This window comes from Pseudomonas sp. 2835 (assembly GCF_050435905.1).
GTDB lineage: Bacteria > Pseudomonadota > Gammaproteobacteria > Pseudomonadales > Pseudomonadaceae > Aquipseudomonas.
Genome location: NZ_JBNDLE010000015.1, coordinates 69,970 through 92,169 on the forward strand (window position 1 = coordinate 69,970; position 22,200 = coordinate 92,169).

Here is a 22,200-nt window from a genome sequence, read left to right on the forward strand (position 1 = left end):
CGCCCTTACAGGGCGGTGCGGCTGCTGTGGCCGTCGACCAGGCGCGCGATGCCCAGCGGGTTGGCGTTCTGCAGTGCCGGCGGCAACAGCGCATCCGGGCAGTTCTGGTAGCACACCGGGCGCAGGAAGCGCTCGATGGCCAGGCTGCCTACCGACGTCCCGCGGGCATCGGAGGTGGCCGGGTAGGGCCCGCCGTGCACCATCGCATCACAGACTTCAACGCCGGTCGGGTAACCGTTGAACAACACCCGGCCGACCTTTTGCTCCAGCAGCGGCAGCAGTTCGGCGTGGGTTTGCAGATCTTCAGCTTCGGCGATTAGCGTGGCGGTCAGCTGACCGTGCAGGCTGTGCAATGCCTGCTGCAACTGCGCGCTGTCGGCCACCTCGACCAGCACCGTGGCCGGCCCGAACACTTCTTCCTGCAACAGCGCATCGCCCTCGAGCAACAGGCTGACATCCGCCTTGAACAGCTGCGGCTGCGCCTGCTTGCCCTGTTGCGGCTGCCCGGCCAGGTGGCTGACGCCAGGGTGAGCGTGCAGCGCCTCGACGCCTTTGGTGTAACTGGCGAGGGTACCGGCGTTGAGCATGGTCTGTGCCGGTTGTGCGGCCAGTTGCGTGGCCAGTTGTTCGGTCAATGCACTGAATGCCGGCGAGCGCAGGCCGATGACCAGCCCCGGATTGGTACAGAACTGCCCGCAGCCGAGCACCACCGAGGCCGCTAGTTCGCGGGCGATCTGCTCGCTGCGCAGGTTCAGGGCCAGGGGCAGTACCAGCACCGGGTTGATGCTGCTCATTTCGGCGAACACCGGGATCGGTTGTGCCCGTGCCGCCGCCATGTCGCATAACGCACGGCCGCCCTTGAGCGAGCCGGTAAAACCCACCGCCTGGATCGCCGGATGCTTGACCAGCGCTTCGCCGACGCCGGCGCCGTAGATCATGTTGAACACGCCCTTGGGCATGCCGGTCTGTTCGGCCGCGCGGAGGATCGCATCGGCCACCCGCTCGGCCGTGGCCATGTGGCCGCTGTGGGCTTTGAACACTACCGGGCAGCCGGCGGCCAGGGCCGCGGCGGTATCGCCACCCGCCGTGGAGAAGGCCAGGGGAAAATTGCTGGCGCCGAACACCGCGACCGGGCCGACGCCCAGGCGATACTGGCGCAGGTCGGCGCGGGGCAGCGGCTGGCGATCGGGCTGGGCACGGTCGATGCGTGCGCCGAGAAAGTCGCCGCGGCGCAGCACCTGGGCGAACAGGCGCATCTGCCCGCAAGTGCGCCCGCGCTCGCCGAGGATCCGCGCTGCCGGCAGCGCCGTTTCACGGCTCACCAGGGTGATGAAATCATCCCCCAGGGCCTCCAGTTGCGTGGCGATGGCCTCAAGAAACTGCGCTCGTCGCTCCGGCGACAAACTGCGAAATGCCGGGTAGGCGTCGGCCGCCGCCTTGGCCGCAGCATCCACTTCCTGCGCGGTAGCCTGGTGGAATTGATAGGGCAGGGCCTCGCCGCTGGTTGCATCGTGGCTCTGCAGGGTGAGGCTGCCAGCGGCGCTGCGCGCACCGCCGATGTAGTTGTGGCCGATGATATCCGCCATGGAACACTCCTGAAAAAAAGGTGGGATCAAGCCAGCGAACTGCCCTGGCGAACTGGCGCCGCTTGCCCGGCGGCGATGCGCGCGGCAGCTTCGGCGTCAACCTGGTGCAGCGACTTGCCGCGGGTCTCGCGGGTCAGGCCAACAGCGACAATCGAGATCAGCGCAGCGCCAACCAGGTACCAGGCAATCGGCGTCGAGCTGTGGAACTCATTGAGCAAACTGATGGCGATCAGCGGTGCCAGGGATCCGGCGAAAATCGGCGCCACCTGGTAGCACAGCGACAGCGCGGTGTAGCGCACGTGGGTGGGGAACAGCTCGGCCATCAACGCCGAGTAGGGCGCGTAGGTCATCGACTCGATGGCCAGGCCCAGGGTGATCGCGGCCATGATCAGCCAGTTGTTGCCGGTGTCCATCAGCGGGAAGCCGATGAAGCCCCAGAACGCCGTGAGCACCGCGCCGGTCAGGTACACCGGCTTGCGCCCGACCAGGTCGGACAGGTAGCCCATCAGCGGGATCATGAAAAAATGCAGCAGGTGTGCGCCGAACATCAGCAGGAGGATCTGCGAGGTGTCCTTGTGCACCACAAGCTTGAGGTAGGTGATGGAGAAGGTCACTACGGTGTAGTAGAGGATGTTCTCGGCAAAGCGCGCGCCGATCCCCACCAGCACCGCGCGCCAGTGATGGCGCAGGACTTCGACCACGCCCAGTTGCTGCTCGGCTTTTTGCGCCTGGCGCGCCTGGGCCTCCTTGAAGATCGGCGCATCGTCGACGCTGGTTCGGATCCAGTAGCCGATCAGTACCACCACTGCCGAGAACCAGAACGCCACACGCCAGCCCCAGGCCAAAAACTGTTCTTCCGAGAGGTTGCTCGACAACAGCAGCAGGGCGACGGTCGCCACCAGGTTGCCGGCCGGCACCCCGGCCTGCGGCCAGCTGGCCCAGAAGCCGCGACGGTTGTCCGGGCAGTGCTCGGACACCAGCAAAATCGCGCCACCCCATTCGCCGCCAAAGGCAAAACCCTGGATCAGCCGCAGCAGCACCAGCAACACCGGCGCGGCATAACCGATCGTGTCGAAGCCGGGCAGGCAGCCCATCAGGAAGGTGGTGATGCCGACCACCACCAGGCTCAGTTGCAGCAAGCGTTTGCGGCCGAATTTGTCACCATAGTGACCAAACACCAGGCCGCCCAGGGGGCGGGCGAGAAAGCCCACGGCATACAGGGCGAAGGCGGCGATGATGCCGTCGATGGGGCTGTCGGTCTGGCGGAAGAACAACTGGCCGAAGACCAGTGCCGAGGCGGTGCCGTAGAGAAAGAATTCATACCATTCGGCGACGGTGCCGGCCATGGCTGCGGCGACGACACGTTTCAAGCCCGAAGGGCTGGTTGCGCTTGAAGAGTGACTGGACATGCTGACGTTTCCTGTATGGGCGCAAAACAGGCGGGCCGGTCTCCGTGGGCGGAGCCGGCCCGGCAATCACTCAGAGGCCGACGTCCGGCAGCTGCGGACGGTTGGCCAGGGCCTTGGCCATGATCTGCTCGACATAGACCCGATCACTTTCCGGCAGGGCCAGGCGTGGCGGACGAGTCAGCGCGCTGCCGCGACCGGCGATGGCTTCACACAGCTTGATGCACTGCACAAGGTCCGCGCGGGCATCCAGGTGCAGGATCGGCATCAGCCATTCGTAGATCGGCATGGCCTCGGCGAAGCGCCCGGCCTTGGCCAGACGGAAGATCGTCTCGCCCTCTTTGGGGAACACGTTGGACATGCCCGAGACCCAGCCCTGGGCGCCGACCGCGATACTTTCCAGGACCACGTCGTCGAGGCCGGCGAACAGCACGAAGCGGTCGCCCACTTCATTGCGCACGTCGATGAAGCGGCGGGTGTCGCCGGAAGAGTCCTTGAAGCACACCACGTTGTCGCAGTCGGCCAGGGAAATCAGGATGTCCGGGGTGACGTCGTTTTTGTAGATCGGCGGGTTGTTGTAGACCATCAGCGGCACGTCGGTGTGCTTGGCCACGTAACGGTAGTGCTCGGCGGTCTCGAACGGCTTGGAACCGTAGACCAGCGCCGGCATCAGCATCACCCCGTCGACGCCAACCTGGCGTACCGCATTGGCCACCTTGGCGGCCTGCACGCTGGTGAACTCGGCCACCCCGCAGATCACCGGAACCCGGCCGCGCGAGGCATCGACGGCGACTTCGGTGACGGCGATTTTCTCTTCGGCGCTCAGCGAGGTGTTCTCGCCCACCGAGCCACAGACCACCAGGCCCGAGACGCCGTCGCGAATCACGTTGGAAATGACCTCGTGGGTCTTTTCCAGGTTGATCGAGAAGTCATCGTTGAATTGAGTGGTGACCGCAGGGAAGACGCCGCTCCAGTTTACGTACTTGCTCATGGTGTTCTCCGGTTGTTTATTGTATTTCGTATACGATATTTCAAGTGATTGAAGTGGACCAGCGTTTTTTCAGCTGTGTGGCTGGTCGGTTTTCAAAGGTGTTTGTAAATCAGCGATTTAGGCTTCAGGCGCCGGGCCAGGTGTCCGACAACCGGTAGCCTTGCGGCCAGGGATCTGCCGGATCGAGCAGCAATTGCTGGGTGCCGGTGATCCAGGCTCGGCCGGAAATGCACGGGTAGATCGCTGGGCGGCCGGCGATTTCGGTCAGTGATTCGATACGGCAGTCGAACTGCGAACCGATGATCGAGCGGCCGATAAAGCGCTCGCCGGCCTTCATCAAGCCCTTGGCTTGCAGCACCGCCATGCGCGCCGAGCAACCGGTGCCGCAGGGCGAGCGGTCGATCTTGCCAGGGCGGATCACCACGGCATTGGCAGCGCTGGCGACGCCGTCCTGGTACTCGATGGGCGCGGCGATCTGGCAGAAGGAAATGTGCGCCCAGTCCGGGTTCAGCGGGTGGCTGAAACCCAGTTGCTCGTTGGCGGCGTGGGTGATCTTCAGGCCGATCTCGACGATGTCCTTGGCTTCGTCAGGGCGTATGGCAAAGCCCAGTTGCCGGGCATCTGCAATCACGAAACTGTCGCCGCCATAGGCGGTGTCGACCTGCAGCGAACCGTGGCCTTCGACTTCGATCCGGGCATCGAGGCGGTCGGCGAAGGAGGGCACATTCTTCACCTCCACCCGCTGCACCTTGCCGTCGCGGCATTGGGCGACGGCTTCGATCAGGCCGCCGGGGGCCTCGAGCACCAGGCGCGTCTCGGGCTCGGTCATCGGCAGGATGCCGCTGTCGAGCAGCACAGTAGACACGCACAGCGAGTTGGAGCCGGACATCGGCGGAGTGTCGGCAGGCTCCATGATGATCCAGGCCATTTGCGCGCGCGGGTCCTTGGGCGGCACCAGCAGGTTGACGTGGCGGAACACGCCGCCGCGTGGCTCGTTGAGGACCAGGTTGCGCAGGGTCTGGTCGTGGGCAATCCAGCGCGATTGCTCCCAGACCGTGGCGCCGGGGGGCGGAGCGACGCCGCCGACGATGACGTCGCCGACTTCACCTTCGGCGTGGCAGTTGACGATGTGGATGATCTTTGATGAACGCATTCACGGGACTCCTTGTGTTGAAGGGGAGGGCCTCATTCGTGGGGCAAGCCCGCTCCCACAGGGATAGTGGTGTGGGAGCGGGCTTGCCCCGCGATGCTGTTACTTCACGGACTTCAAGAACGCCGCCGTCTCCGGCTGCAACGGGTTGCCGATCACCTGGTCCGGCGCGCCGATTTCGTGCACCAGGCCATTGCGAAAGAACGCCACGCGGTCCGACACATCACGGGCAAAGCGGATCTCGTGGGTCACCAGGACCATGGTCATGCCGTCCTCGGCGAGCATGCGCATGGTGTCGAGCACCTCCCCCACCAGTTGCGGGTCGAGCGCCGAGGTGGCCTCGTCGAACAGCATGTAGTCCGGCGACATCGCCAGCGCCCGGGCAATCGCCATGCGCTGCTGCTGGCCACCCGAGAGCTTGCCGGGGAAGGCCTTGAGTTTGTCGCCCAGGCCGACGTGGGTGAGCTGCTTGACGGCCAGCGCCTCGGCGTCGTGCTTGTCTTTGCCAAGTACTTTGCGCGGCGCGAGCATGACGTTTTCCAGCACGGTCAGATGCGGGAAGGCGTTCCACTGCTGGAAGACGATGCCGATCTTCTGGCGCAGGCGGTTGAGGTCGGTGGCGCGGTGATGGACCTCGACGCCGTCGACGCGGATGTTGCCTTTCTGGATCGGTTCCAGGCCGTTGATGCACATCAGCAAGGTCGACTTGCCCGAGCCCGAGCCGCCGATGATCGACACCACTTCGCCCTTGTTCACGGTCAGGCTCACGCCCTTGACCACTTCCAGCTCGCCGAAGGATTTGTGTACGTTCTCGATCTCAATCATTTTCCTGCCACCTTCTTTCCAGACGGGCGCCCAGGCGGGCAACCACCAGGCTCATGACGTAGTAGATGAGGCCTGCGATGCACAGCACCAGCAGGGGTTCCTGAATCCGCGTAACGATGGTTTGCGAGGCGCGCAGCAATTCGACGATGCCGATCCACATCACCAGCGCCGTGTCTTTCATCACCCCCAGGACCAGGTTCAGCCAGCCGGGAAACGCCACCCGGGTGGCCATCGGCAGGACGATCCAGCGCAGGTCCTGCAGGTAGCTCATGCCCAGCGAACGGCTGGCCCGGCGCACGCTCAGCGACACCGCCAGCACGCCGCCACGGACGATCTCGGTGAAGTACGCGGCGGTGTAGACGCCGAGCACGATGCAGCCGACGCTGAAGGCGCTGATGTCGAGGCCGACGATGCTCTTGAACGAGTTGAACAGCACGAACTGGATCAGCAGCGGCACGCTGCGAAACACATCCAGCACCCACGCCAGCGGCAGGCTCAGCCGTGGCCACAGGGCCCGGGCCAGGCCGAACAGCAGGCCGGCAAAAGTACCTAGCAAGATGGCCCAGAAGGTCAGCTGCAAGGTGATGCGCGCGCCGTCGAGCAGGAACACAAAGTCGTTCCAGGTAAAACCGGTGGAAAACATGCCGAGCTCCTCAGTAACGGAACAGCCGCCAGGCCATCAGCCGGGCCAGCGCGACGATCGCCTTGGCAATCAGGTAGTACAGCGCCGCCGCCAGGGCGAAGTATTCGAAGGTGCGGAAGGTCTTGACGTTGTAGTCCTGGGTCACGCCGGTAAGGTCGTTGTTCAGGCCGACGATCACCCCCAGCGAGGTCATCAGCACCGCCCAGACCATCTGGTTGGTCAGGGGATAGAACACCACCCGCAGCAGTTGCGGGATGACGATCATCCGGTAGGTCTGAAAAGCGCTCATGCCCAGCGAACGCGCCGCGCGCACTTGCGTGGTCGGCACGGCCTTGAGGCCGCCGCGAAAGTTCTCCGCCAGGTACCCCGCATTGTTGAAGGTGATGCCTGCCAGCAGGGCGATCCACGAGCTGACGTGCAGGCCCAGCGAGCCGAGGCCGAAGTACAGGATGTAGATCTGGAACAGCGACGGCGTGTTGCGCGCGATCGACACCCAGCCGTTGGCAAAACCGCGCAGCAGTGGTTGCTTGCCTTCGCGCATGACGGTCAGGGCCAGGGCGATCAGCACCCCGAAGATCATCGACAGGGCGGCGGTCTCGAAGGTCACCCAGGCGCCGGCGAGCATGTCGGGCAGCGCGCGCAATGCCGATCGCCACTGGAAGGTGTAGTCAAAGTCAAACATGCGCGCGGCCCTCCTGGCTCTGGGCCGCTTGCAGCCAGGCCGGCAGGCGGCCGCTGGCCAGGCCAGTGCAAGCGGACTCGACGCACTCGGCGAGGCTGGCGAAATGCACCGGGCGACCGGCCAGGCCCGGCCCGTAGTGAGCATATTTGCCGGAGTTGGTCATCAGCGTGCGCGCCGCTGGCGGGATCACCGGCTCACCGAGCATGCACCAGCAGGTGTCGGTCACCAGGGTCACGCCGAAGCCTTCGAGCCCGGCGATCAGCCCGGCAGCGCGGGCCTGTTCGAGCACCGTGCGACCGCAAGTGATGGCCACGACTACCTCCGGGTGTTTGTGCCGGCCCTGGCACAGCTGCGCAAGCGCGGCGAACTCGCTGAACGAAAAATGCGGGTTGCCCAGCGACACCACATCTACGTGCGGCTCGCGGGCACTGTTGAGCGCGCGCCAGCTGTGCAGCAGGTCCGCCAGTTGGATGCGCTCGGTGGCCAGGCTGGCGCCAGGTTCGAGGACCTGCGCCGGCTCCAGCGCTTCAGGGGTGACCCCGGCGATATGAAACAGCGGCGCCGCCGAGGTGGTGGCAAAGGCGGCGCCGAAGGCCTTGAGGTCGTCAAGGCTCGGCTGCGCCTGTTCCAGCCCGTAAATCAGCGGAATTCGCGAGCCGGCCAGGGCGCCGATATGGTAGCCGAGCAGCGGGTAGAAGCTGTCGTCCAGTGCCTGCAGCGCCGGCACCTGCACCAACAGCTGCGCCTTGCGCTGGTTGTCGAGGTGACAACCGATGCGCGGCGCGCGGCCGGTCAGGGCGATGCAGATATCCAGGTAGTCGGGGTACTTGAGGGTGCGCGCGCCCAGCACGCTGTTGGCGTAGACCACGGCGTTGGATTCGGCCCAGACGATCTGTTCGCCCTGGCTTGGCGCGCTGTCCAGCAGGTACGGCGCGCAGGTGAAGCTCATCTGCGCCCCCATGGCCATGTAGGCATCGCCCAGGGCGCTGGCAGGCTCCCCCTGCGCCGGGTCTATGCCCAGTTCGCGCCAGCGGCGCTGGTCGACCGAGATGGCATTGAGCGTGGTCGGTACCCGCACTTTTGCACCCCAGCGCACCAGCTGTTCGGCAAAGCCGAGGCTGGCGGGGCCGGTGTAGATGCAGCCGTCGATGTGCGCCTGGGTGACGTCCAGCAACTGCTCGGCGCCTTGCAGCTCGGCCATGCGCAAAACGATCTGCATGGCCATCTGCGCCGCCTTGCCATGGGTGCCGTCGAGCAGCGCCCGGTCCTGGGCTTGCAGCTTCAGGCGGGTGCTGAAGGGCCGCTCGCCCAGATCAAGCGGCGGGGCCTGCCAGGAATCGGCCGGCGCCTGGGCATATAGGCTCAAGCGCTCGCCTTCGACCCGTGCCCAGCTTTTGCCGCGCAAACCGGCGAAGGCCTCCTTGCCGATGCACAGCACCGGCAGGGAGCGCTGGAACAACGTCTGCGCGACCAGCACGCCGAGGGTCAGGATCTCGTCGGCCTCGGCCAGTACCAGCGCCGCCGGTGCGTGGCCGTTGCTGATCAGTTCCATCATCACGCTGCTGCCGGTGCACGAGCCGCGCCCGCTGGGGATCGCCAGCACGCGCCCGGCGATGCACTGGCCACTCAGTGGATGATGACGGTCGACGACTTCGCCGCTGCTGGCGTCGACCCCGCCCCAGAAGCTCAGCCCGGTATCGGCGAACAGCAAGGGGCCCTGGGCCGCGCCCTCGACCAGGCTGCGCCCGGTCAGGGGGATCGGTGTGCTGGTCATGCTGCCCACCTCAGTAATAGACCTGTGGCACGGTCAGGTCGGTCGGGGCGATTTCAGTGCCGACCCACTTGGTGAACAACTCCTTGTAGCGTCCAGTGCGCACCTGCTGGTTGACGAACAGGTCCAGGTAGCGCAGCAGGCCATACTCGTTGCGCTTGGCGCCCAGCGACACGTAATCGATCACGTAAGGGGCATTGCCGGCGACCTTGAGGTTCTTGTACTTGCCGGACTTGAGGGTGGCGGCGGCGACGGTGTTGGTGACCACGGTGGCATCGATGTGCCCCTGGGCGACCGCCAGCAGGGTATCGTTCTGCGACTGGTAGGCACGGAAGGTGCCGCTGCCCCAGCTCTTGACGTCTTTTTCCAGGGCGATGGCTTCGTAGGTGCCGCTGGTGTTGCCCAGCGCCTTGCCTTTGAGGTCGTCGAAGCTGTTGATGCCGGTGTTGTCGCGGGTCAGCACCACCATCTGGAAGGCGAAGTAGGGCACGGTCAGGCCGACGGTCTTCGCCCGCTCGAGGGTGTCGGAGGTGGACGCGACGATCACGTCGGCACGCCCGGACACCAGCGCCGGGATGCGGTCGGGGAAGGGTGTTTCGACCACTTCCGGTTCGACCCCGAGCACCTTGGCCAGGTCGCTGCAGTAGTCGACGTCGAAGCCGGCAGGCTTGTTGGCCTCATCGCGAAAACCCATGGGCGGGAAGTCCAGGGTCACGGCGCAGCGCAGCTTGCCGGAGCCGATGATGTCATCGAGCTTGTCGGCCTGGGCGTTGGCAATGCAGGCGGTACTGAGAACAGCGCTGAGGGCTACGGCAAATGTGCGGTTTTTCATAGGTGCCTCGTGGTCGGGTAAGTGCTGTTAGATATCGTATTGGAGATTTCGTATACGATATTTTTTAGTGCAATGGCCGTGCCTGTTTTGTCGTCAATGTAGGAATAATCTTTCGGCCCGTGGGCTAGGGCGCTCGAAGCAAACAAGGGCAGTTGGGGTGCTGTAGCAGGGGAGCGGGGCAGGTGTTACATATCGGAGCACTGCCCGTGCGCAGCGCCCGATAAAGGAACACTTAGCGTTGGCTGTCGCGGTACTGGCTCGGTGAAAGGCCGGTGAGGGCGCGAAACTGCCGGCTGAAGGCACTGTGGTCGGTGTAACCGCAGCGCAGGGCGATCTCGGTGATCGGCAGGTCGAGGTCTTGCAGCAGGCGCGAGGCTTCTTCCAGCCGCGCCTTGTGAATCATCTGTCGTGGCGTGAGCTGGAAGATGCGCTTGCAGTGGCGCTCCAGTTGCGCCACCGACAGCCCGGCGATGGCAGTCAGTTCGGCAAGGCTGATGGGGCGGGTGAAGTGGCTGCGGATATGCCCATCGACGGCGGCAAGCTTGTGAAACGCCGGGTGATTGGACTGGGGCAGTTGCAGGTCGCGGGAAATGCCGGCGAGCCCGACGATCTTGCCTTCGGCGTCCTTGAGTGGCCGTTTGTGGGTCAGGCACCAGATCGGCTGGTTGCCGAAGTAAAGGTGCAGCTCAAGCTGGTCGGCCAGTTCCCGGCCACTGCTGAGCACGCGGCGGTCCTGCTCGGTATAGAGCGGGCCGAAGCGGGCGGGGAATACATGCTCGGCGGTAAGCCCAAGCAAGTCTTCGCGGTGCTTGCGCCCGCAGCGCCGGGCCAGGGTCTGGTTGACGAAGGCGTAGCGCGCCTCGCAATCCTTGATGAAGAACACCACGTCGTTGAGGGTGTCGAGCAGCGGTGCAATCGGCTGCAGGCTGCTGAGCAGGGTCGGCAGGTCGCAGGGCGCGAAGTGGTTGAGCGTGGCGTGCATGGCGCTGACGTTCCGGGGGCGACCGTCGGGATCATAGAGCGCCCCCGGTGTTTACCTCAAGTGTCGCTCTCAAGGTTCAACAGGGTGTCGATGCGCGCCGGGCTGAATGGCGGGCGCGGTGCCGAGGGCTGCCAGCCGAACAGGTGGGCGGTGGCCGCACCGCACACCCGGCCCTGGCAGGCGCCCATGCCGCAACGGCTGGCCAGCTTGGCCTGGCGCCAGTCGCTGTGTCCGGCGAGGGCGGCATAGGGCACGTCTTCGCAGCGGCACACCAGGGTGTCGGCGGTTGCCAGCGACTTTAGTGCGGGGTCGAGAGCGAAGGCCTTGTTCAATGCGCTGGCAAAAGCGTGCCAGCGCGCGCGGCGGCGCCACAGTTGCTGCGCCGCCTGGCGATTGCCGACGGAGCTAAGACCAGCAATAGCGCCTTCAACCAGGGCCCGCTCGCTGCCACCGAAACCTGTGCATTCGCCTGCCGCGTAAACGCCGGGTTGCGAGGTCGCCTGCCAGGCATCGACGGCAAGCGCCTGTTGCTCCACGGCGCAGCCCAGGGCCTGGCCCAACTGGATGTTGGGGATCAGGCCGAAGCCACAAGCCAGCCGATCGCAGGCCATTTCAACCACCTGGCCGTGCTGATGCAGGCGCACGCCTTCGAGCCGGTCTGTGCCCAGCGCAGCCATGACATAACTGGCGCTGCGGTACTGGCGGTCGAACAGGCTAAACGATTGCAGCAGCTTGTGCGGCCAGCGCTGCAACTGCGCGGCAAAACCGCTGACGGCCGCGCGCGAGGCTTGCTCGGCGATGCGCAGTACCCGCGCGCCATTGGCCTTGGCGGTGGCGGCGCTGGCCAGCAGCAAGGGGCCGCTGCCGGCGATGACGATGCGCTCATCGCGCACCGGCATCCCGCCTTTGATCAACGCTTGCAAACCACCGGCACCGGTCACCCCAGGCAGCGTCCAGCCTGGGAAGGGCAGCAGCAGTTCACGGGCGCCGGTACAGAGGATCAAGCGCTCGTAGTGGATTTGCCAGCCGCGCTCGGCGTTCTCCACCAGCAGGCTGTTGGGGCCGGCGTTGGCGATCACCCGCGTGCCGCTGTGCCAGTGCACATTGGCGCAGGCCAGCACTTGCTCGCGCAGCCGGCGCGCCTGCTTGGGTAGCTTGGCCTGCGGCCCGTCGCGCCAGATCTGTCCGCCCGGCAGCGGGTTGTCGTCGAGCAGCACGATGCGCGCGGCCCGCGGCGCGGCGGCCAGTGCCGCAGCCAGCCCGGCGGGGCCGGCGCCAATGATCAGCAGGTTGCTGTGTTCGTTCATGGACGGGTCTCCACCTGCATGCCGTCACGGCACAGGGTCTGGCAGGCCAGGCGCCGGCGGCCGTCGATGGTCACCCGGCACTCCTGGCAAATGCCCATGCCGCACAGCGGGGCGCGGCGCTGGCCGCTGACCGAAGTGCGCGAGCAGCCATCGCCGCCCAGGGCTAGGGCGGCGGCGACGCTGGTGCCGTCGGCCACGCGTAGCGGGCGGCCATCAAGGGTCAAGTCAGGCATGGGCGAGGGCTCCGAGGAAGCGATCTGGCAGGTAGGGGCTGGCCGCCAGCGGCGGCGTTTGGTCAAACAGCTGCGCGCTCAGGAGGTCGGCGGTTGCCGGCGCCGTGGTAACGCCCAGCCCTTCATGACCGACCGCCAGCCACAGGCCGTGCTGCTGCGGATGGCGGCCCACCAGCGGCAGGCCGTCGGGGCTGGCGGCGCGAAAGCCGGTCCAGGCGCGGATGCCGTTCAGATTTGCCAGGTCCGGCATGTACTCGGTCGCGCGTTTGAGCATGCGCGCCAGCATCCAGCCTTCCACGGCCGGGTCAGTGGTGCCGAACTGGCGCGAGGCGCCGATGAATAACTGGCCGGTCGGCCGTGGCTGGATATTGCAGGCAGTCGACGGCCCGCTGGCGTTGTGAGCGCTGGTCACGTAGCCCAGCTCCACCAGGGTATGGGTGACAGTGCCGGGGTAGCGATCGGTGATCAGCAGATGACCTTTTTTCGGCTCGATCGGCAGCTCCGGGCACAGCTCCGTGGCCTGGATGCCGTTAGCCAGCACCACGGCCTCGGCGCTCAGCCACTGGCCGCTGTCGAGGCGCACACGGTTGCCCTCTATTGCGCTGACCCGCGCGCGACGCTGTTCGATCCCTGCTGTTTGCAGCATCCAGCCGGCAGTGGCCGGGGCATAGAGAATGCCGTCGCCGTTGATCAGCAGACCACCTTCAAGCCCCTCGCGCAGCGCCGGTTCGCGCTGGCGCAAGGCGTGCCCGGCGACCAATTCGCAGGCCACCCCCTGTGCTTGCAGGAGGTTGAATTTGTGTTCGGCCACGGCCATTTCTTCGGCGTTGGCCGCCAGCCACAGGGTGCCGTTGCTGCGATAGGCGCAGGCCTCGGGTAGCTGCGGGGCCAGTTCGCGCCAGCGCTGCAGCGAATACTGGCTGAGCGCAAGCTCCGCAGGGTTGTCGTCGAGCACCAGCAAATGGCCCATGCCGGCAGCCGTGGCGCCATGCAGCCCGGCATCGAGTACCAGCACCTGCAGCCCGCGCGCGGCCAGCGCCTGCGCGCAGGCGGCGCCGATGATACCGGCGCCGATCACGATGACATCGGCCACGGCACCACGGCTCACGGGTGAATGCCCCAGGCGAACGGGTCGTCTTCTTCGATGATCAGCGTGGCTTCGGCGCTGATGTGCGCGCGGCCGCGAATGGTCGGGATGATGCGTTCGCCGTCGGCCTCGAACGAGCCCTCGAAGGTGCTGCCGATCACGCTGGCCTGGCGCCAGGTTTGTCCTGGCTGCAGCTTGCCGTCGGCGGCCAGGCAAGCGAGCTTGGCGCTGGTGCCGGTGCCGCACGGCGAGCGATCGTAGGCCTTGCCGGGGCACAGCACGAAGTTGCGGCTGTCGGCACCGGGGTCGTCGGCGAACAGTTCGATATGATCAATCAGGCCGCCGTCTTCACCGCGAATGCCTTGCTCTTCCAGGGCCTGTTGCACGGCGTAGGTATAGGCCGTCAGCGCCTCGATGTTGTCACCGGCGACATTCAGGCCGTGGTCGGCGATCAAAAAGAACCAGTTACCGCCCCAGGCCACATCGCCAATCACCTTGCCGATGCCGGGTACCTGCAGCGCCAGGTCCTTGCGGTAGCGGTACGCTGGAACATTGCGCACGCTGACCGAGTGATCCTCGTGCAGGGTCGCCTGCACGGTGCCGACCGGGGTTTCGATGCGGTGCACGCCCGGGCCGATCCTGCCCAGGTGCGCCAGCGACACCACCAGGCCGATGGTGCCGTGGCCGCACATGCCCAGATAACCGGTGTTGTTGAAGAAAATCACCCCGGCGCAGGCGCTCGGGTCCACCGGCTCGCACAGCAGCGCCCCGACCAGCACATCGCTGCCGCGCGGCTCCAGCATGCAGGCGCTGCGCCATTGATCGTGTGCCTCGGCAAGGCGCTGGCGGCGCTGGGCCATGCTGGCGGTGCCCAGCTCGGGAAACCCGTCGATGACCAGGCGGGTAGGTTCGCCGCCGGTATGGGAGTCGATCACGGTAATGCGTTTCATGGGGAGGCCGCGTCCGTTCAGGGAAGTGAACGACAGAGTGGCCTGTCATCCGGCGCGCAGGCTTGATGCCTTTATGTCGCGCCGATGACGAAATCGGCACAGTGGTTGTGCCCTGGCAAAAATGGGCCGGCATGCACAACCTCTGAGGGAGCCGGCCTTGCCGGCGATGAGGCCGGTGCAGCCAGCACCTCAGGTGGTGGCTGGATTGCGAGCGCTGCGCACTCGATCGCAGGCAAGGCCTGCTCCCACAGGTTTGGTACATGCAGGTCTATTGTGGGGCCGGCCTTGCCGGCGATGAGGCCGGTGCAGCCAGCACAAGAGGTGTTGACTGGATTACGACCGCTGCGCGCTCGATCGCCGGCAAGGCCAGCTCCCACAGGTTTGGTACATGCAGTCCACATTTGTGGGAGCCGGCCTTGCCGGCGATGAGGCCGGTGCAGCCAGCACCTCAGGTGGTGGCTGGATTGCGAGCGCTGCGCACTCGATCGCAGGCAAGGCCTGCTCCCACAGGTTTGGTACATGCAGTCCACATTTGTGGGAGCCGGCCTTGCCGGCGATGAGGCCGGTGCAGCCAGCACAAGAGGTGTTGACTGGATTACGACCGCTGCGCGCTCGATCGCCGGCAAGGCCAGCTCCCACAGGTTTGGTACATGCAGTCCACATTTGTGGGAGCCGGCCTTGCCGGCGATGAGGCCGGTGCAGCCAGCACAAGAGGTGGTGGCTGGATTGCGAGCGCTGCGCACTCGATCGCAGGCAAGGCCTGCTCCCACAGGTCTGGTGCATGCAGTCCACATTTGTGGGAGCCGGCCTTGCCGGCGATGAGGCCGGTGCAGCCAGCACCTCAGGTGGTGGCTGGATTGCGAGCGCTGCGCACTCGATCGCCGGCAAGGCCAGCTCCCACCAGGCCCCGTGTACGCCGATCCATTGTGGGGCCTTGCCGGCGATGAGGCCGGTGCAGTCAGCACCTCAGGTGGTGGCTGGATTGCGAGCGCTGCGCACTCGATCGCAGGCAAGGCCTGCTCCCACAGGTTTGGTACATGCAGGTCTATTGTGGGGCCGGCCTTGCCGGCGATGAGGCCGGTAGTTCAAACACATTTGCTGTTGTCTGGATTACGAGCGCTGGCAACGCCACACAGGTCCACCAGGTTGCCATTATTTGCTCGGCGGCAGGTGCTCGAACAGGGTTTTGCAGACGCCGGCGATGTGTTCGTCGAGCAGCCTCACTGCCAGCTCGACATCCTTGGCCCGGCAGGCGTCGAGGATGTCGCGGTGTTCGTAGTCGGCGCGGTCCTTGCCTGCCGAGAGGCTCATCTGCATGCGCAGGTAGCGCTCCAGCTTGTCGTTCACCGAGCGGATCATGTTGACCAGGAACGGCCGCTGCGCCGGCTCGTACAGGCAAGCGTGCAGTTCCCAGTTGAGTTCGGCCCAGCGGCCGACGTCGTTCTCGCCGACGAACTCCTGGCAGATGCGCTCGGCGCGGGCGAAGGTTTCTTCGCTCATGTTCGGGATGGCCAGGCGCAAGGCTTTGTCTTCGAGCAGCATGCGCACTTCGAACATCTGCGCCAGCTCTGGTTCGGACATGCGCGTAACCATCGCCCCGCGATTGCGCTGGAACATCACCAGGCCTTCGGCTTCCAGGCGCTTGAGCGCTTCGCGCACCGGGATCTTGCTGACGTTGAACTGGCGGGCAATGTCGTCCTGGCGGATCGGTTCGTCTTCGGCAAAGTGCCCGGCAATGATCGCATCGCGCAGGTGACGGGTGATGATTTCCGAAGTCGAGGGCGTGTTGCCCAGGTCCGGGGCGTTGAGGCGGGGTACGGTCACGGTGGCATCGTCCGAAGTTATTTATGGATATGGTATACGAAACTCTCCATGCATGGCGCCAGACCTGCCCGCTGGCACAGCAGGTATTTGCCGTCCTGACGGCGATGAGGCCAGCTCCCACAGGTTGGGTGGAGGCTGGCCCGACCAGGTATCTGCGCTTACTTGCGCGCTTCGAGGATCAAATTGAACGGCGTCTCGGTCGCCCGGCGAAAGCGCTTGAATCCGGCTTGCTCGAACACCGCACGCAGCCGCGCCTCGCCCGCCTGGGCACCTAGCCCCAGGCCAACTTCCTGGGATAACGAGTTCGGCGTGCAGATAAAGGTCGACGCGGCATAGAACAACCGCCCGACCGGGGTGCTGTTTTCATCCAGGGTGTCGTTGGCATAGGGCTCGACCAGCAGCACCGAGCCGTCGGCCTTCAATGACTCATAGGCGTGCCGGGCGGCGCCGACCGGGTCGCCCATGTCGTGCAGGCAGTCGAAGTAACAGATCAGGTCGTAATCGTTGCCGGGGAAGTTCTTGGCGCTGGCCTGGACGAACTGCGTGCGCTCGGCCACACCACCCTCGGCGGCGCGTTCGCTGGCGACAGTGATGGACGGGCCGTGGTAGTCAAAGCCGCTGAAGCGCGAAGCCGGGAAGGCCTGGGCCATGATCACCGTCGAGGCGCCATGGCCGCAGCCGACATCGGCGACCTTGGCCCCGGCCTGCAGCTTGTCGACCACACCGCTCAGGCTCGGCAGCCATTCGGCCACCAGATGGGCCCGGTACCCGGGGCGGAAGAAGCGCTCGGTGCCGCTGAACATGCACGGGTGATGATCGCCCCAGGCCAGGGCGCCATCGCCGCGCATGGCGGCGACCAGTTTGTCTTTGTCGTGGAACAGCGCGGCGATCACCGAGGCGCCGCCAGCCACATATACCGGTGAGTCTTCGATGGCCAGGGCCATGGCCTGTTCTTCGGGCAGGCGAAAGCGTCCGTCGCGGTGTTCCATGTAGCCGGAAGCGGCCTGGGCGCTCAGCCATTCGCGCAGCAGGCGGGCATTGCAGCCGGTCTTGTCGGCCAGTTGTTCGGGGGAGATGAATTGGCTGTCGGCCATGGCCCGGTACAAACCGAGTTCATCGCCGAGGATCAGGTTGGCAAGCATGGCCGCGGCACCCATGTCGCTGACCAGCTTGCCCATGAAGTCATTGAGTCTGGCTTCGTCCATTGCGTGTGCTCCTGTGCGAAGTCCAACGTCAACGGGGTTGCCGGCAGGCCGGCAACCTCGGGCCAATGTGTTACGGGGGCAACCTTTAAGTCTAGTTCGCTTCGAAGAACGCCAGCAGTTGCGCGCTGAACGCCTGGTCGGCCTCTTCCATGACAAAGTGCCCGCAGTCGGCGATGACGCTGCCGCGCAGGTTGTCGGCATGGGCCTGCAGGGTCTGCAACGGCACCTGGGCGGTGGCGTGCTCGGCGCCGATGGCCAGCACCGGCATGCCCAGGCGCTTGCCGGCGCGCTGGCGGTTCTGGGCGATGGTCTGGCTGATCGAACGGTAGTAGGCCAGGCCGCCACTCAAGCCGCCGGGCTTGCTGTAGGCCTTGATGTAGGTGTCGACGGCCACACGGTCGACATGGTGCGCCCAGCGCTCGAACATGAAGGTCAGGTAGCGGTCCTCGCGGCCGGTGATCAGGGCTTCGGGCAGGTCCTGCAACTGGTTGAACAAGAAGTGCCAGATAAAGATGTTCTGCTCGGCGCTGACAAAGATCGGCGGCGCTTCGGCCAGGCCCGGAATCACCGCTTCGCTGAGCACCAGCTGGCTGACCGCTTCGGGGTAATCGCTGGCCAGCGCGTAGCCGACCCACATGCCCACGTCATGCCCGGCCAGCCGGTAGCGTTGATGGCCCAGTTGGCCCATGGCCCGATGCAGCAGGGCGGCGATGGTGCCGGTGTCATGGCCTTCGCTGGCCGGGTCGGACAGCCCGGTGCCCGGCAGGTCGACGGCAATCGCCTGGTAACCCTGGCGGGCCAGGGCGCGCATGACATGCCGCCAGGCGTACCAGGTCTGCGGCCAGCCGGGGATCAGCAGCACCGGCTGGCCGCTGCCCAGTTGCACGCAATGCAGGCGGCGGCCCGGTTCGAGGATCAGGTAGCGGTGTTCGAAATCGGCTTCGGGGGTGATGGACATTAATTGCACTCCAGGTGAAAGAGGTGGATTCAAGCCAGGCCCAGCAGGGTCCGGATCTGGTGCGGATCGACCGGCGCGCCGGCGAAGTCGTCGAAGGTGCGGTCGGTGACCTGGATGATGTGTTCACGGATGAACGCCGCGCCTTCGCGGGCACCGTCTTCCTGGTCCTTGAGGCAGCATTCCCATTCCAGGGTGGCCCAGCCGGGGAAGTCGTACTGCGCAAGCTTGGAGAAGATCGCCTTGAAATCGACCTGGCCGTCGCCCAATGAGCGGAAGCGTCCGGCGCGCTCGGTCCAGTCGCAGTAACCGCCGTAGATGCCCTGGCGGCCGGTTGGGTTGAACTCGGCATCCTTGACGTGAAACATGCGAATGCGCGCGTGGTAAATGTCCAGGTAGTCGAGGTAGTTCAACTGCTGCAAGACGAAGTGGCTAGGGTCGAACAGCAGGTTGCAGCGCGGGTGGTTATCCACCAGGTCGAGGAAGCGTTCGAAGCTGCTGCCGTCGTGCAGGTCTTCGCTGGGGTGGATTTCGTAGCAGAGGTTGATGCCGTGGTCTTCGCAGGCATCGAGGATGGGCCGCCAGCGCCGCGCCAGCTCTTCGAAGGCCGCCTCGATCAGCCCCGCCGGGCGCTGCGGGAAGGGGAACAGGTAAGGCCAGGCCAGCGAACCTGAGAAGGTGCCCATGTCGCTCAAGCCCAGGCGTTGCGAGGCCTTGATTGCCAGTTGCAGTTGTTCCAGCGCCCAGGCTGTGCGCGCCTGGGGTTTGCCGTGCAGCTCGGGCGGGGCGAAGTTGTCGCACAGGGCGTCGTAGGCCGGGTGTACCGCCACCAGTTGGCCGAGCAAATGGGTGCTCAGCTCGCTGACCTCAAGGCCGTGTTCGGCAAGCATGCCGCGCAGCTCATCGCAGTAAGTCTGGCTGTGCGCGGCCAGTTCCAGGTTGAACAGGCGCCGGTCCCAGGCCGGCACCTGCAAGGCCTTGAAACCATGACCGGCGGCCCAGCGGGCGATCTCGGGCAGGCTGTTGAAAGGGGCTTGTTCGGCACTGAACTGGGCCAGGTGCAGGCTGGGGCCTTTGAGGGTACGCATGATGACTTCCTATTGTTTGTCGATCGACAAACAATAGGGCGGCAACGGGCTTGCGTCAACTGTCTTGCAGGGTAGAATCCGCTCCAACTGATTTGATGGACACACAAGCCATGGCCGGACGTCCCCGGGAATTCGATCGCGACCAGGCCCTGCGCAAGGCCCTGGCAACCTTCTGGCAGTACGGTTACGAAGGCACTTCCATGGCCTTGCTGGTCAATGCCCTGGGCATTGCCTCGGCGCGTATCTACGCCGCCTTCGGCAGCAAGGAGCAGTTGTTTCGCGAGGTGGTGGCGCTGTACCTGGCCGAGCAGGGCGGCTTTGCCGAACGGGTGATCAACCGTGACCTGGCGGTGGGCCAGGCGCTGGAGCAGATCCTCCTTGAGGCCATCGCCACCTATACTGCGGCGGACGGCCCGCGCGGCTGCCTGGCGGTGTCATCGACCGCCAGCGGCGGCCCGGATATCAGCGGCGTACTGGACTGGATGAGCGAGCTGCGCCGCCAGCGTACCCAGTCGATCATCGACCTGCTGCAACAGGCCCATGGCCGTGGCGAACTCAAGGCCGAGGCCGATCCGCAGGCACTGGGCGACCTGTTCGCCACCTTGTTGCACGGTATTGCCATCCAGGCCCGCGACGGCATTGCCACGGCGCGCCTGCAGGCAATGATCAAACCGGCATTGAGCGCTTTGCACGCCGCCCTGGCCTGATCAGCGCGCCTGGCCCGAGGCCCGCTCGCGCAGGGCCTTGCTGACCTTTGCCTGGATCTCGTAGGCCGGCGCTTCGACGGCGTGGAAGTCACGCGAGTAGCGCCGGGCGAATTCCTCCACGCCCCATTGCTGGTACTGCTGCACGTGGTGCAGTTCGTGGGCCCAGAGCACGACGTTGTCCTGGGCATCGGCGTCGTTGCGAAAGACGATGATGTCGATCAGGGTCACGGCATTGACATCGGGGTTCTGCAGCAGGGCATTGGCGCTGTCCAGGGCTTGCTGGTCGCCGACCTTGTAGCGCGCCGAGTCAAGCACCTGGAAGTCATAGAACGGCTCAAGTTGAGCGCGGATGTGCAGGGGGATCGGCAGCAGCGTGCCGGCCGCCGCGGTATTGCGCGCTTGCTGCAGGGCCAGGGCCAGGGAACTGCTGGCCACGCGCCCGAGGTCGTCGAGCACGGTGCCGGCCTGGCCAGGGTCGATGGGCGAACAGATGCAACTGCCCAGGCAGATTTCGTACTGGCCGGCCGGGCAGGCGGCGAGGGCGGTGAGCGGGGCGCTCAGGGCAAGGCTCAGCAGCAACGACTCAAGGCGCTTCATGCAGGGCCCCAGCAATGAAATCGCGAGAGGCCTTGAGCACTTCCTCCTGTGTCGGCTCGCTGGCAAGCATGCGCGCAATCACCAGCGCGCCCACGCACTGGCTGATCAGCGCCCAGGCCAGGGCCGGGTCTTCGAGGGTTTGCGCCCAGGCTTGCTGTAGGTGGCACAGCCAGTGTTCGGCTTCAGCGCGCACCGGCTGTTCGGCGCGGGCGATCTCCGCACCCAGGGTCGGGATCGCGCAGCCGCCTTCGACATTGTGCAGGTGGGCCATGCTCAGGTACTGCTCCAGGCAGCGCTCGAGCCGCGCGCGGTTCATCGGCTGCTGGGCGATGGGGCTGTGCGACAGCTCGCGGCGCACCACCTCGGTGAACAGCTCGTCCTTGGACGGGAAGTGGTTGTAGAAGGCGCCGCCGGTCAGGCCGATGGCCTTCATCAGCCCGGCCACGCCAGTGGCTGCAAAGCCGCCGCGTTTGGCCAGGGCGCCGCTGCTTTGCAGCAGTTTCTGCCGGGTTTGTTCTTTGTGAGTGGTGGAATAGCGCACGCCGATACGCTCCGCAGGGCTGGCTTGACGAAGCCTGGATCATAGCATAGCGTTCGTTTACTAAATGATCGTTTACCAATGGAGGCGAGACATGACCCAAGGCAAGAAGGTGGTACTGGTGGTAGGGGCCGGCGATGCAACCGGCGGCGCGATTGCCAGGCGTTTTGCCCGCGAGGGTTATGTCGCCTGTGTGACCCGGCGCAGTGCCGACAAGCTGCAGCCGCTGGTGGACGAGATCCGCGCCGCCGGTGGCGAGGCCTACGGTTTTGCCTCGGATGCGCGCAAGGAAGAAGAGGTGGCGGCGCTGGTCGAAGAAATCGAAAGCACCTTGGGCCCGATCGAAGCCTTTGTCTTCAACATTGGCGCCAACGTGCCCTGCAGCATTCTCGAAGAGACCGCGCGCAAGTACTTCAAGATCTGGGAAATGGCCTGTTTCGCAGGCTTTCTCACCGGCCAGGCAGTCGCCCGGCGCATGGTCAGCCGCGAACGTGGGACTATCCTGTTTACCGGCGCCACTGCAGGCTTGCGCGGCGCCGCCGGGTTTGCCGCGTTTGCCGGCGCCAAGCACGGCATTCGCGCACTGGCCCAGAGCATGGCTCGCGAGCTCGGGCCGCGCAATATTCATGTCGCCCATGTGGTGGTGGACGGCGCCATCGATACTGCGTTCATCCGCGACAGCTTCCCCGAGCGCTATGCACTCAAGGACCAGGACGGCATTCTCGACCCGCAGCACATCGCCGATAGCTACTGGTTCTTGCATAGCCAGCCCCGCGATGCATGGACCTTCGAGCTCGACCTGCGGCCGTGGATTGAGCGCTGGTAAGTCACCGACAACAAC

Annotated in this window: 22 protein-coding genes; 2 read left to right on the plus strand and 20 right to left on the minus strand. The window is 65.5% G+C overall.

Annotated features, from left to right (window positions below):
• Positions 1 to 5: 5 nt before the first annotated feature.
• The 18 genes from ABIE20_RS20035 to ABIE20_RS20120 form a co-directional block, all read right to left on the minus strand.
• On the minus strand, positions 6 to 1,586 hold the full coding sequence (locus ABIE20_RS20035; protein ID WP_429506808.1) for an aldehyde dehydrogenase (NADP(+)): 1,581 nt from the start codon (positions 1,584 to 1,586) through the stop codon (positions 6 to 8).
• A 26-nt stretch (positions 1,587 to 1,612) separates the two neighbouring features.
• On the minus strand, positions 1,613 to 2,995 hold the full coding sequence (gene abaF / locus ABIE20_RS20040; RefSeq protein ID WP_429506810.1) for a fosfomycin efflux MFS transporter AbaF: 1,383 nt from the start codon (positions 2,993 to 2,995) through the stop codon (positions 1,613 to 1,615).
• A gap of 70 nt (positions 2,996 to 3,065) precedes the next feature.
• A complete protein-coding gene (locus ABIE20_RS20045) occupies positions 3,066 to 3,983 on the minus strand; it encodes a dihydrodipicolinate synthase family protein (RefSeq protein ID WP_045196743.1) in 918 nt (305 codons plus the stop codon).
• A 124-nt stretch (positions 3,984 to 4,107) separates the two neighbouring features.
• The gene (locus ABIE20_RS20050) at positions 4,108 to 5,136 is read right to left on the minus strand and encodes a trans-3-hydroxy-L-proline dehydratase (protein ID WP_429506812.1); all 1,029 of its coding nucleotides are present in this window, start codon (positions 5,134 to 5,136) and stop codon (positions 4,108 to 4,110) included.
• Positions 5,137 to 5,235: 99 nt separating this feature from the next.
• A complete protein-coding gene (locus ABIE20_RS20055; protein ID WP_429506814.1) occupies positions 5,236 to 5,958 on the minus strand; it encodes an amino acid ABC transporter ATP-binding protein in 723 nt (240 codons plus the stop codon).
• Entirely contained in the window at positions 5,951 to 6,601 is a 651-nt protein-coding gene (locus ABIE20_RS20060; RefSeq protein WP_045196748.1) for an amino acid ABC transporter permease, read from the minus strand. The genes ABIE20_RS20055 and ABIE20_RS20060 overlap by 8 nt, the downstream gene beginning before the upstream one ends.
• Before the next feature lie 10 nt (positions 6,602 to 6,611).
• Positions 6,612 to 7,283, minus strand: coding sequence for an amino acid ABC transporter permease (locus tag ABIE20_RS20065; protein ID WP_045196750.1), 672 nt, complete (start codon positions 7,281 to 7,283; stop codon positions 6,612 to 6,614).
• Positions 7,276 to 9,057 carry an aconitase X gene (locus ABIE20_RS20070; protein WP_429506817.1) on the minus strand — a complete coding sequence of 594 codons (1,782 nt, stop codon included), beginning with the start codon at positions 9,055 to 9,057 and terminating at the stop codon, positions 7,276 to 7,278. Before ABIE20_RS20070 ends, ABIE20_RS20065 begins: the two co-directional genes overlap by 8 nt.
• Before the next feature lie 10 nt (positions 9,058 to 9,067).
• A complete protein-coding gene (locus ABIE20_RS20075) occupies positions 9,068 to 9,886 on the minus strand; it encodes a transporter substrate-binding domain-containing protein (RefSeq protein WP_010223880.1) in 819 nt (272 codons plus the stop codon).
• Positions 9,887 to 10,118: 232 nt separating this feature from the next.
• Entirely contained in the window at positions 10,119 to 10,868 is a 750-nt protein-coding gene (locus ABIE20_RS20080; RefSeq protein WP_429506819.1) for a helix-turn-helix domain-containing protein, read from the minus strand.
• Between the two features lie 56 nt (positions 10,869 to 10,924).
• Positions 10,925 to 12,175, minus strand: a complete 1,251-nt coding sequence (locus ABIE20_RS20085; RefSeq protein WP_429506821.1) for an FAD-dependent oxidoreductase — start codon at positions 12,173 to 12,175, stop codon at positions 10,925 to 10,927.
• Positions 12,172 to 12,408 (minus strand): (2Fe-2S)-binding protein, encoded by a 237-nt coding sequence (locus tag ABIE20_RS20090; protein ID WP_429506822.1) that lies wholly within the window; start codon positions 12,406 to 12,408, stop codon positions 12,172 to 12,174. The genes ABIE20_RS20085 and ABIE20_RS20090 overlap by 4 nt, the downstream gene beginning before the upstream one ends.
• Positions 12,401 to 13,516 carry an NAD(P)/FAD-dependent oxidoreductase gene (locus ABIE20_RS20095; RefSeq protein ID WP_429506823.1) on the minus strand — a complete coding sequence of 372 codons (1,116 nt, stop codon included), beginning with the start codon at positions 13,514 to 13,516 and terminating at the stop codon, positions 12,401 to 12,403. The genes ABIE20_RS20090 and ABIE20_RS20095 overlap by 8 nt, the downstream gene beginning before the upstream one ends.
• Entirely contained in the window at positions 13,513 to 14,445 is a 933-nt protein-coding gene (locus tag ABIE20_RS20100; RefSeq protein WP_429506824.1) for a 4-hydroxyproline epimerase, read from the minus strand. The genes ABIE20_RS20095 and ABIE20_RS20100 overlap by 4 nt, the downstream gene beginning before the upstream one ends.
• Positions 14,446 to 15,597: 1,152 nt before the next feature.
• Positions 15,598 to 16,269 (minus strand): GntR family transcriptional regulator, encoded by a 672-nt coding sequence (locus ABIE20_RS20105; RefSeq protein WP_429506825.1) that lies wholly within the window; start codon positions 16,267 to 16,269, stop codon positions 15,598 to 15,600.
• A 158-nt stretch (positions 16,270 to 16,427) separates the two neighbouring features.
• Positions 16,428 to 17,474 carry a class I SAM-dependent methyltransferase gene (locus ABIE20_RS20110; protein ID WP_429506826.1) on the minus strand — a complete coding sequence of 349 codons (1,047 nt, stop codon included), beginning with the start codon at positions 17,472 to 17,474 and terminating at the stop codon, positions 16,428 to 16,430.
• A gap of 91 nt (positions 17,475 to 17,565) precedes the next feature.
• The gene (locus tag ABIE20_RS20115; protein ID WP_429506828.1) at positions 17,566 to 18,432 is read right to left on the minus strand and encodes an alpha/beta fold hydrolase; all 867 of its coding nucleotides are present in this window, start codon (positions 18,430 to 18,432) and stop codon (positions 17,566 to 17,568) included.
• 29 nt (positions 18,433 to 18,461) lie between these two features.
• A complete protein-coding gene (locus tag ABIE20_RS20120) occupies positions 18,462 to 19,517 on the minus strand; it encodes a sugar phosphate isomerase/epimerase family protein (protein WP_429506829.1) in 1,056 nt (351 codons plus the stop codon).
• A 110-nt stretch (positions 19,518 to 19,627) separates the two neighbouring features.
• On the opposite strand from ABIE20_RS20120, the gene ABIE20_RS20125 reads away from it, so the two are divergent.
• A complete protein-coding gene (locus tag ABIE20_RS20125) occupies positions 19,628 to 20,224 on the plus strand; it encodes a TetR/AcrR family transcriptional regulator (RefSeq protein WP_429506831.1) in 597 nt (198 codons plus the stop codon).
• On the opposite strand, the gene ABIE20_RS20130 is transcribed toward ABIE20_RS20125, so the two are convergent.
• Positions 20,225 to 20,821: a DUF4157 domain-containing protein gene (locus ABIE20_RS20130; protein ID WP_429506832.1), complete on the minus strand. Its 597-nt coding sequence runs from the start codon at positions 20,819 to 20,821 to the stop codon at positions 20,225 to 20,227. It lies immediately after the preceding gene.
• Entirely contained in the window at positions 20,808 to 21,362 is a 555-nt protein-coding gene (locus ABIE20_RS20135; RefSeq protein WP_429506833.1) for a TetR/AcrR family transcriptional regulator, read from the minus strand. The genes ABIE20_RS20130 and ABIE20_RS20135 overlap by 14 nt, the downstream gene beginning before the upstream one ends.
• A 91-nt stretch (positions 21,363 to 21,453) precedes the next feature.
• Between ABIE20_RS20135 and ABIE20_RS20140 the strand changes: the two genes are divergently transcribed.
• Positions 21,454 to 22,185 (plus strand): SDR family oxidoreductase, encoded by a 732-nt coding sequence (locus ABIE20_RS20140; RefSeq protein WP_429506835.1) that lies wholly within the window; start codon positions 21,454 to 21,456, stop codon positions 22,183 to 22,185.
• The last annotated feature ends 15 nt before the right edge of the window (positions 22,186 to 22,200 follow it).

What these genes read in the sequence shown, in the direction of transcription:
- ABIE20_RS20035 (WP_429506808.1), bottom strand. Translation starts at nt 1,586, where the DNA reads ATGGCGGATATCATCGGCCACAACTACATCGGCGGTGCGCGCAGCGCC.
- abaF (WP_429506810.1), bottom strand. Translation starts at nt 2,995, where the DNA reads ATGTCCAGTCACTCTTCAAGCGCAACCAGCCCTTCGGGCTTGAAACGT.
- ABIE20_RS20045 (WP_045196743.1), bottom strand. Translation starts at nt 3,983, where the DNA reads ATGAGCAAGTACGTAAACTGGAGCGGCGTCTTCCCTGCGGTCACCACT.
- ABIE20_RS20050 (WP_429506812.1), bottom strand. Translation starts at nt 5,136, where the DNA reads ATGCGTTCATCAAAGATCATCCACATCGTCAACTGCCACGCCGAAGGT.
- ABIE20_RS20055 (WP_429506814.1), bottom strand. Translation starts at nt 5,958, where the DNA reads ATGATTGAGATCGAGAACGTACACAAATCCTTCGGCGAGCTGGAAGTG.
- ABIE20_RS20060 (WP_045196748.1), bottom strand. Translation starts at nt 6,601, where the DNA reads ATGTTTTCCACCGGTTTTACCTGGAACGACTTTGTGTTCCTGCTCGAC.
- ABIE20_RS20065 (WP_045196750.1), bottom strand. Translation starts at nt 7,283, where the DNA reads ATGTTTGACTTTGACTACACCTTCCAGTGGCGATCGGCATTGCGCGCG.
- ABIE20_RS20070 (WP_429506817.1), bottom strand. Translation starts at nt 9,057, where the DNA reads ATGACCAGCACACCGATCCCCCTGACCGGGCGCAGCCTGGTCGAGGGC.
- ABIE20_RS20075 (WP_010223880.1), bottom strand. Translation starts at nt 9,886, where the DNA reads ATGAAAAACCGCACATTTGCCGTAGCCCTCAGCGCTGTTCTCAGTACC.
- ABIE20_RS20080 (WP_429506819.1), bottom strand. Translation starts at nt 10,868, where the DNA reads ATGCACGCCACGCTCAACCACTTCGCGCCCTGCGACCTGCCGACCCTG.
- ABIE20_RS20085 (WP_429506821.1), bottom strand. Translation starts at nt 12,175, where the DNA reads ATGAACGAACACAGCAACCTGCTGATCATTGGCGCCGGCCCCGCCGGG.
- ABIE20_RS20090 (WP_429506822.1), bottom strand. Translation starts at nt 12,408, where the DNA reads ATGCCTGACTTGACCCTTGATGGCCGCCCGCTACGCGTGGCCGACGGC.
- ABIE20_RS20100 (WP_429506824.1), bottom strand. Translation starts at nt 14,445, where the DNA reads ATGAAACGCATTACCGTGATCGACTCCCATACCGGCGGCGAACCTACC.
- ABIE20_RS20110 (WP_429506826.1), bottom strand. Translation starts at nt 17,474, where the DNA reads ATGGACGAAGCCAGACTCAATGACTTCATGGGCAAGCTGGTCAGCGAC.
- ABIE20_RS20115 (WP_429506828.1), bottom strand. Translation starts at nt 18,432, where the DNA reads ATGTCCATCACCCCCGAAGCCGATTTCGAACACCGCTACCTGATCCTC.
- ABIE20_RS20120 (WP_429506829.1), bottom strand. Translation starts at nt 19,517, where the DNA reads ATGCGTACCCTCAAAGGCCCCAGCCTGCACCTGGCCCAGTTCAGTGCC.
- ABIE20_RS20125 (WP_429506831.1), top strand. Translation starts at nt 19,628, where the DNA reads ATGGCCGGACGTCCCCGGGAATTCGATCGCGACCAGGCCCTGCGCAAG.
- ABIE20_RS20130 (WP_429506832.1), bottom strand. Translation starts at nt 20,821, where the DNA reads ATGAAGCGCCTTGAGTCGTTGCTGCTGAGCCTTGCCCTGAGCGCCCCG.
- ABIE20_RS20140 (WP_429506835.1), top strand. Translation starts at nt 21,454, where the DNA reads ATGACCCAAGGCAAGAAGGTGGTACTGGTGGTAGGGGCCGGCGATGCA.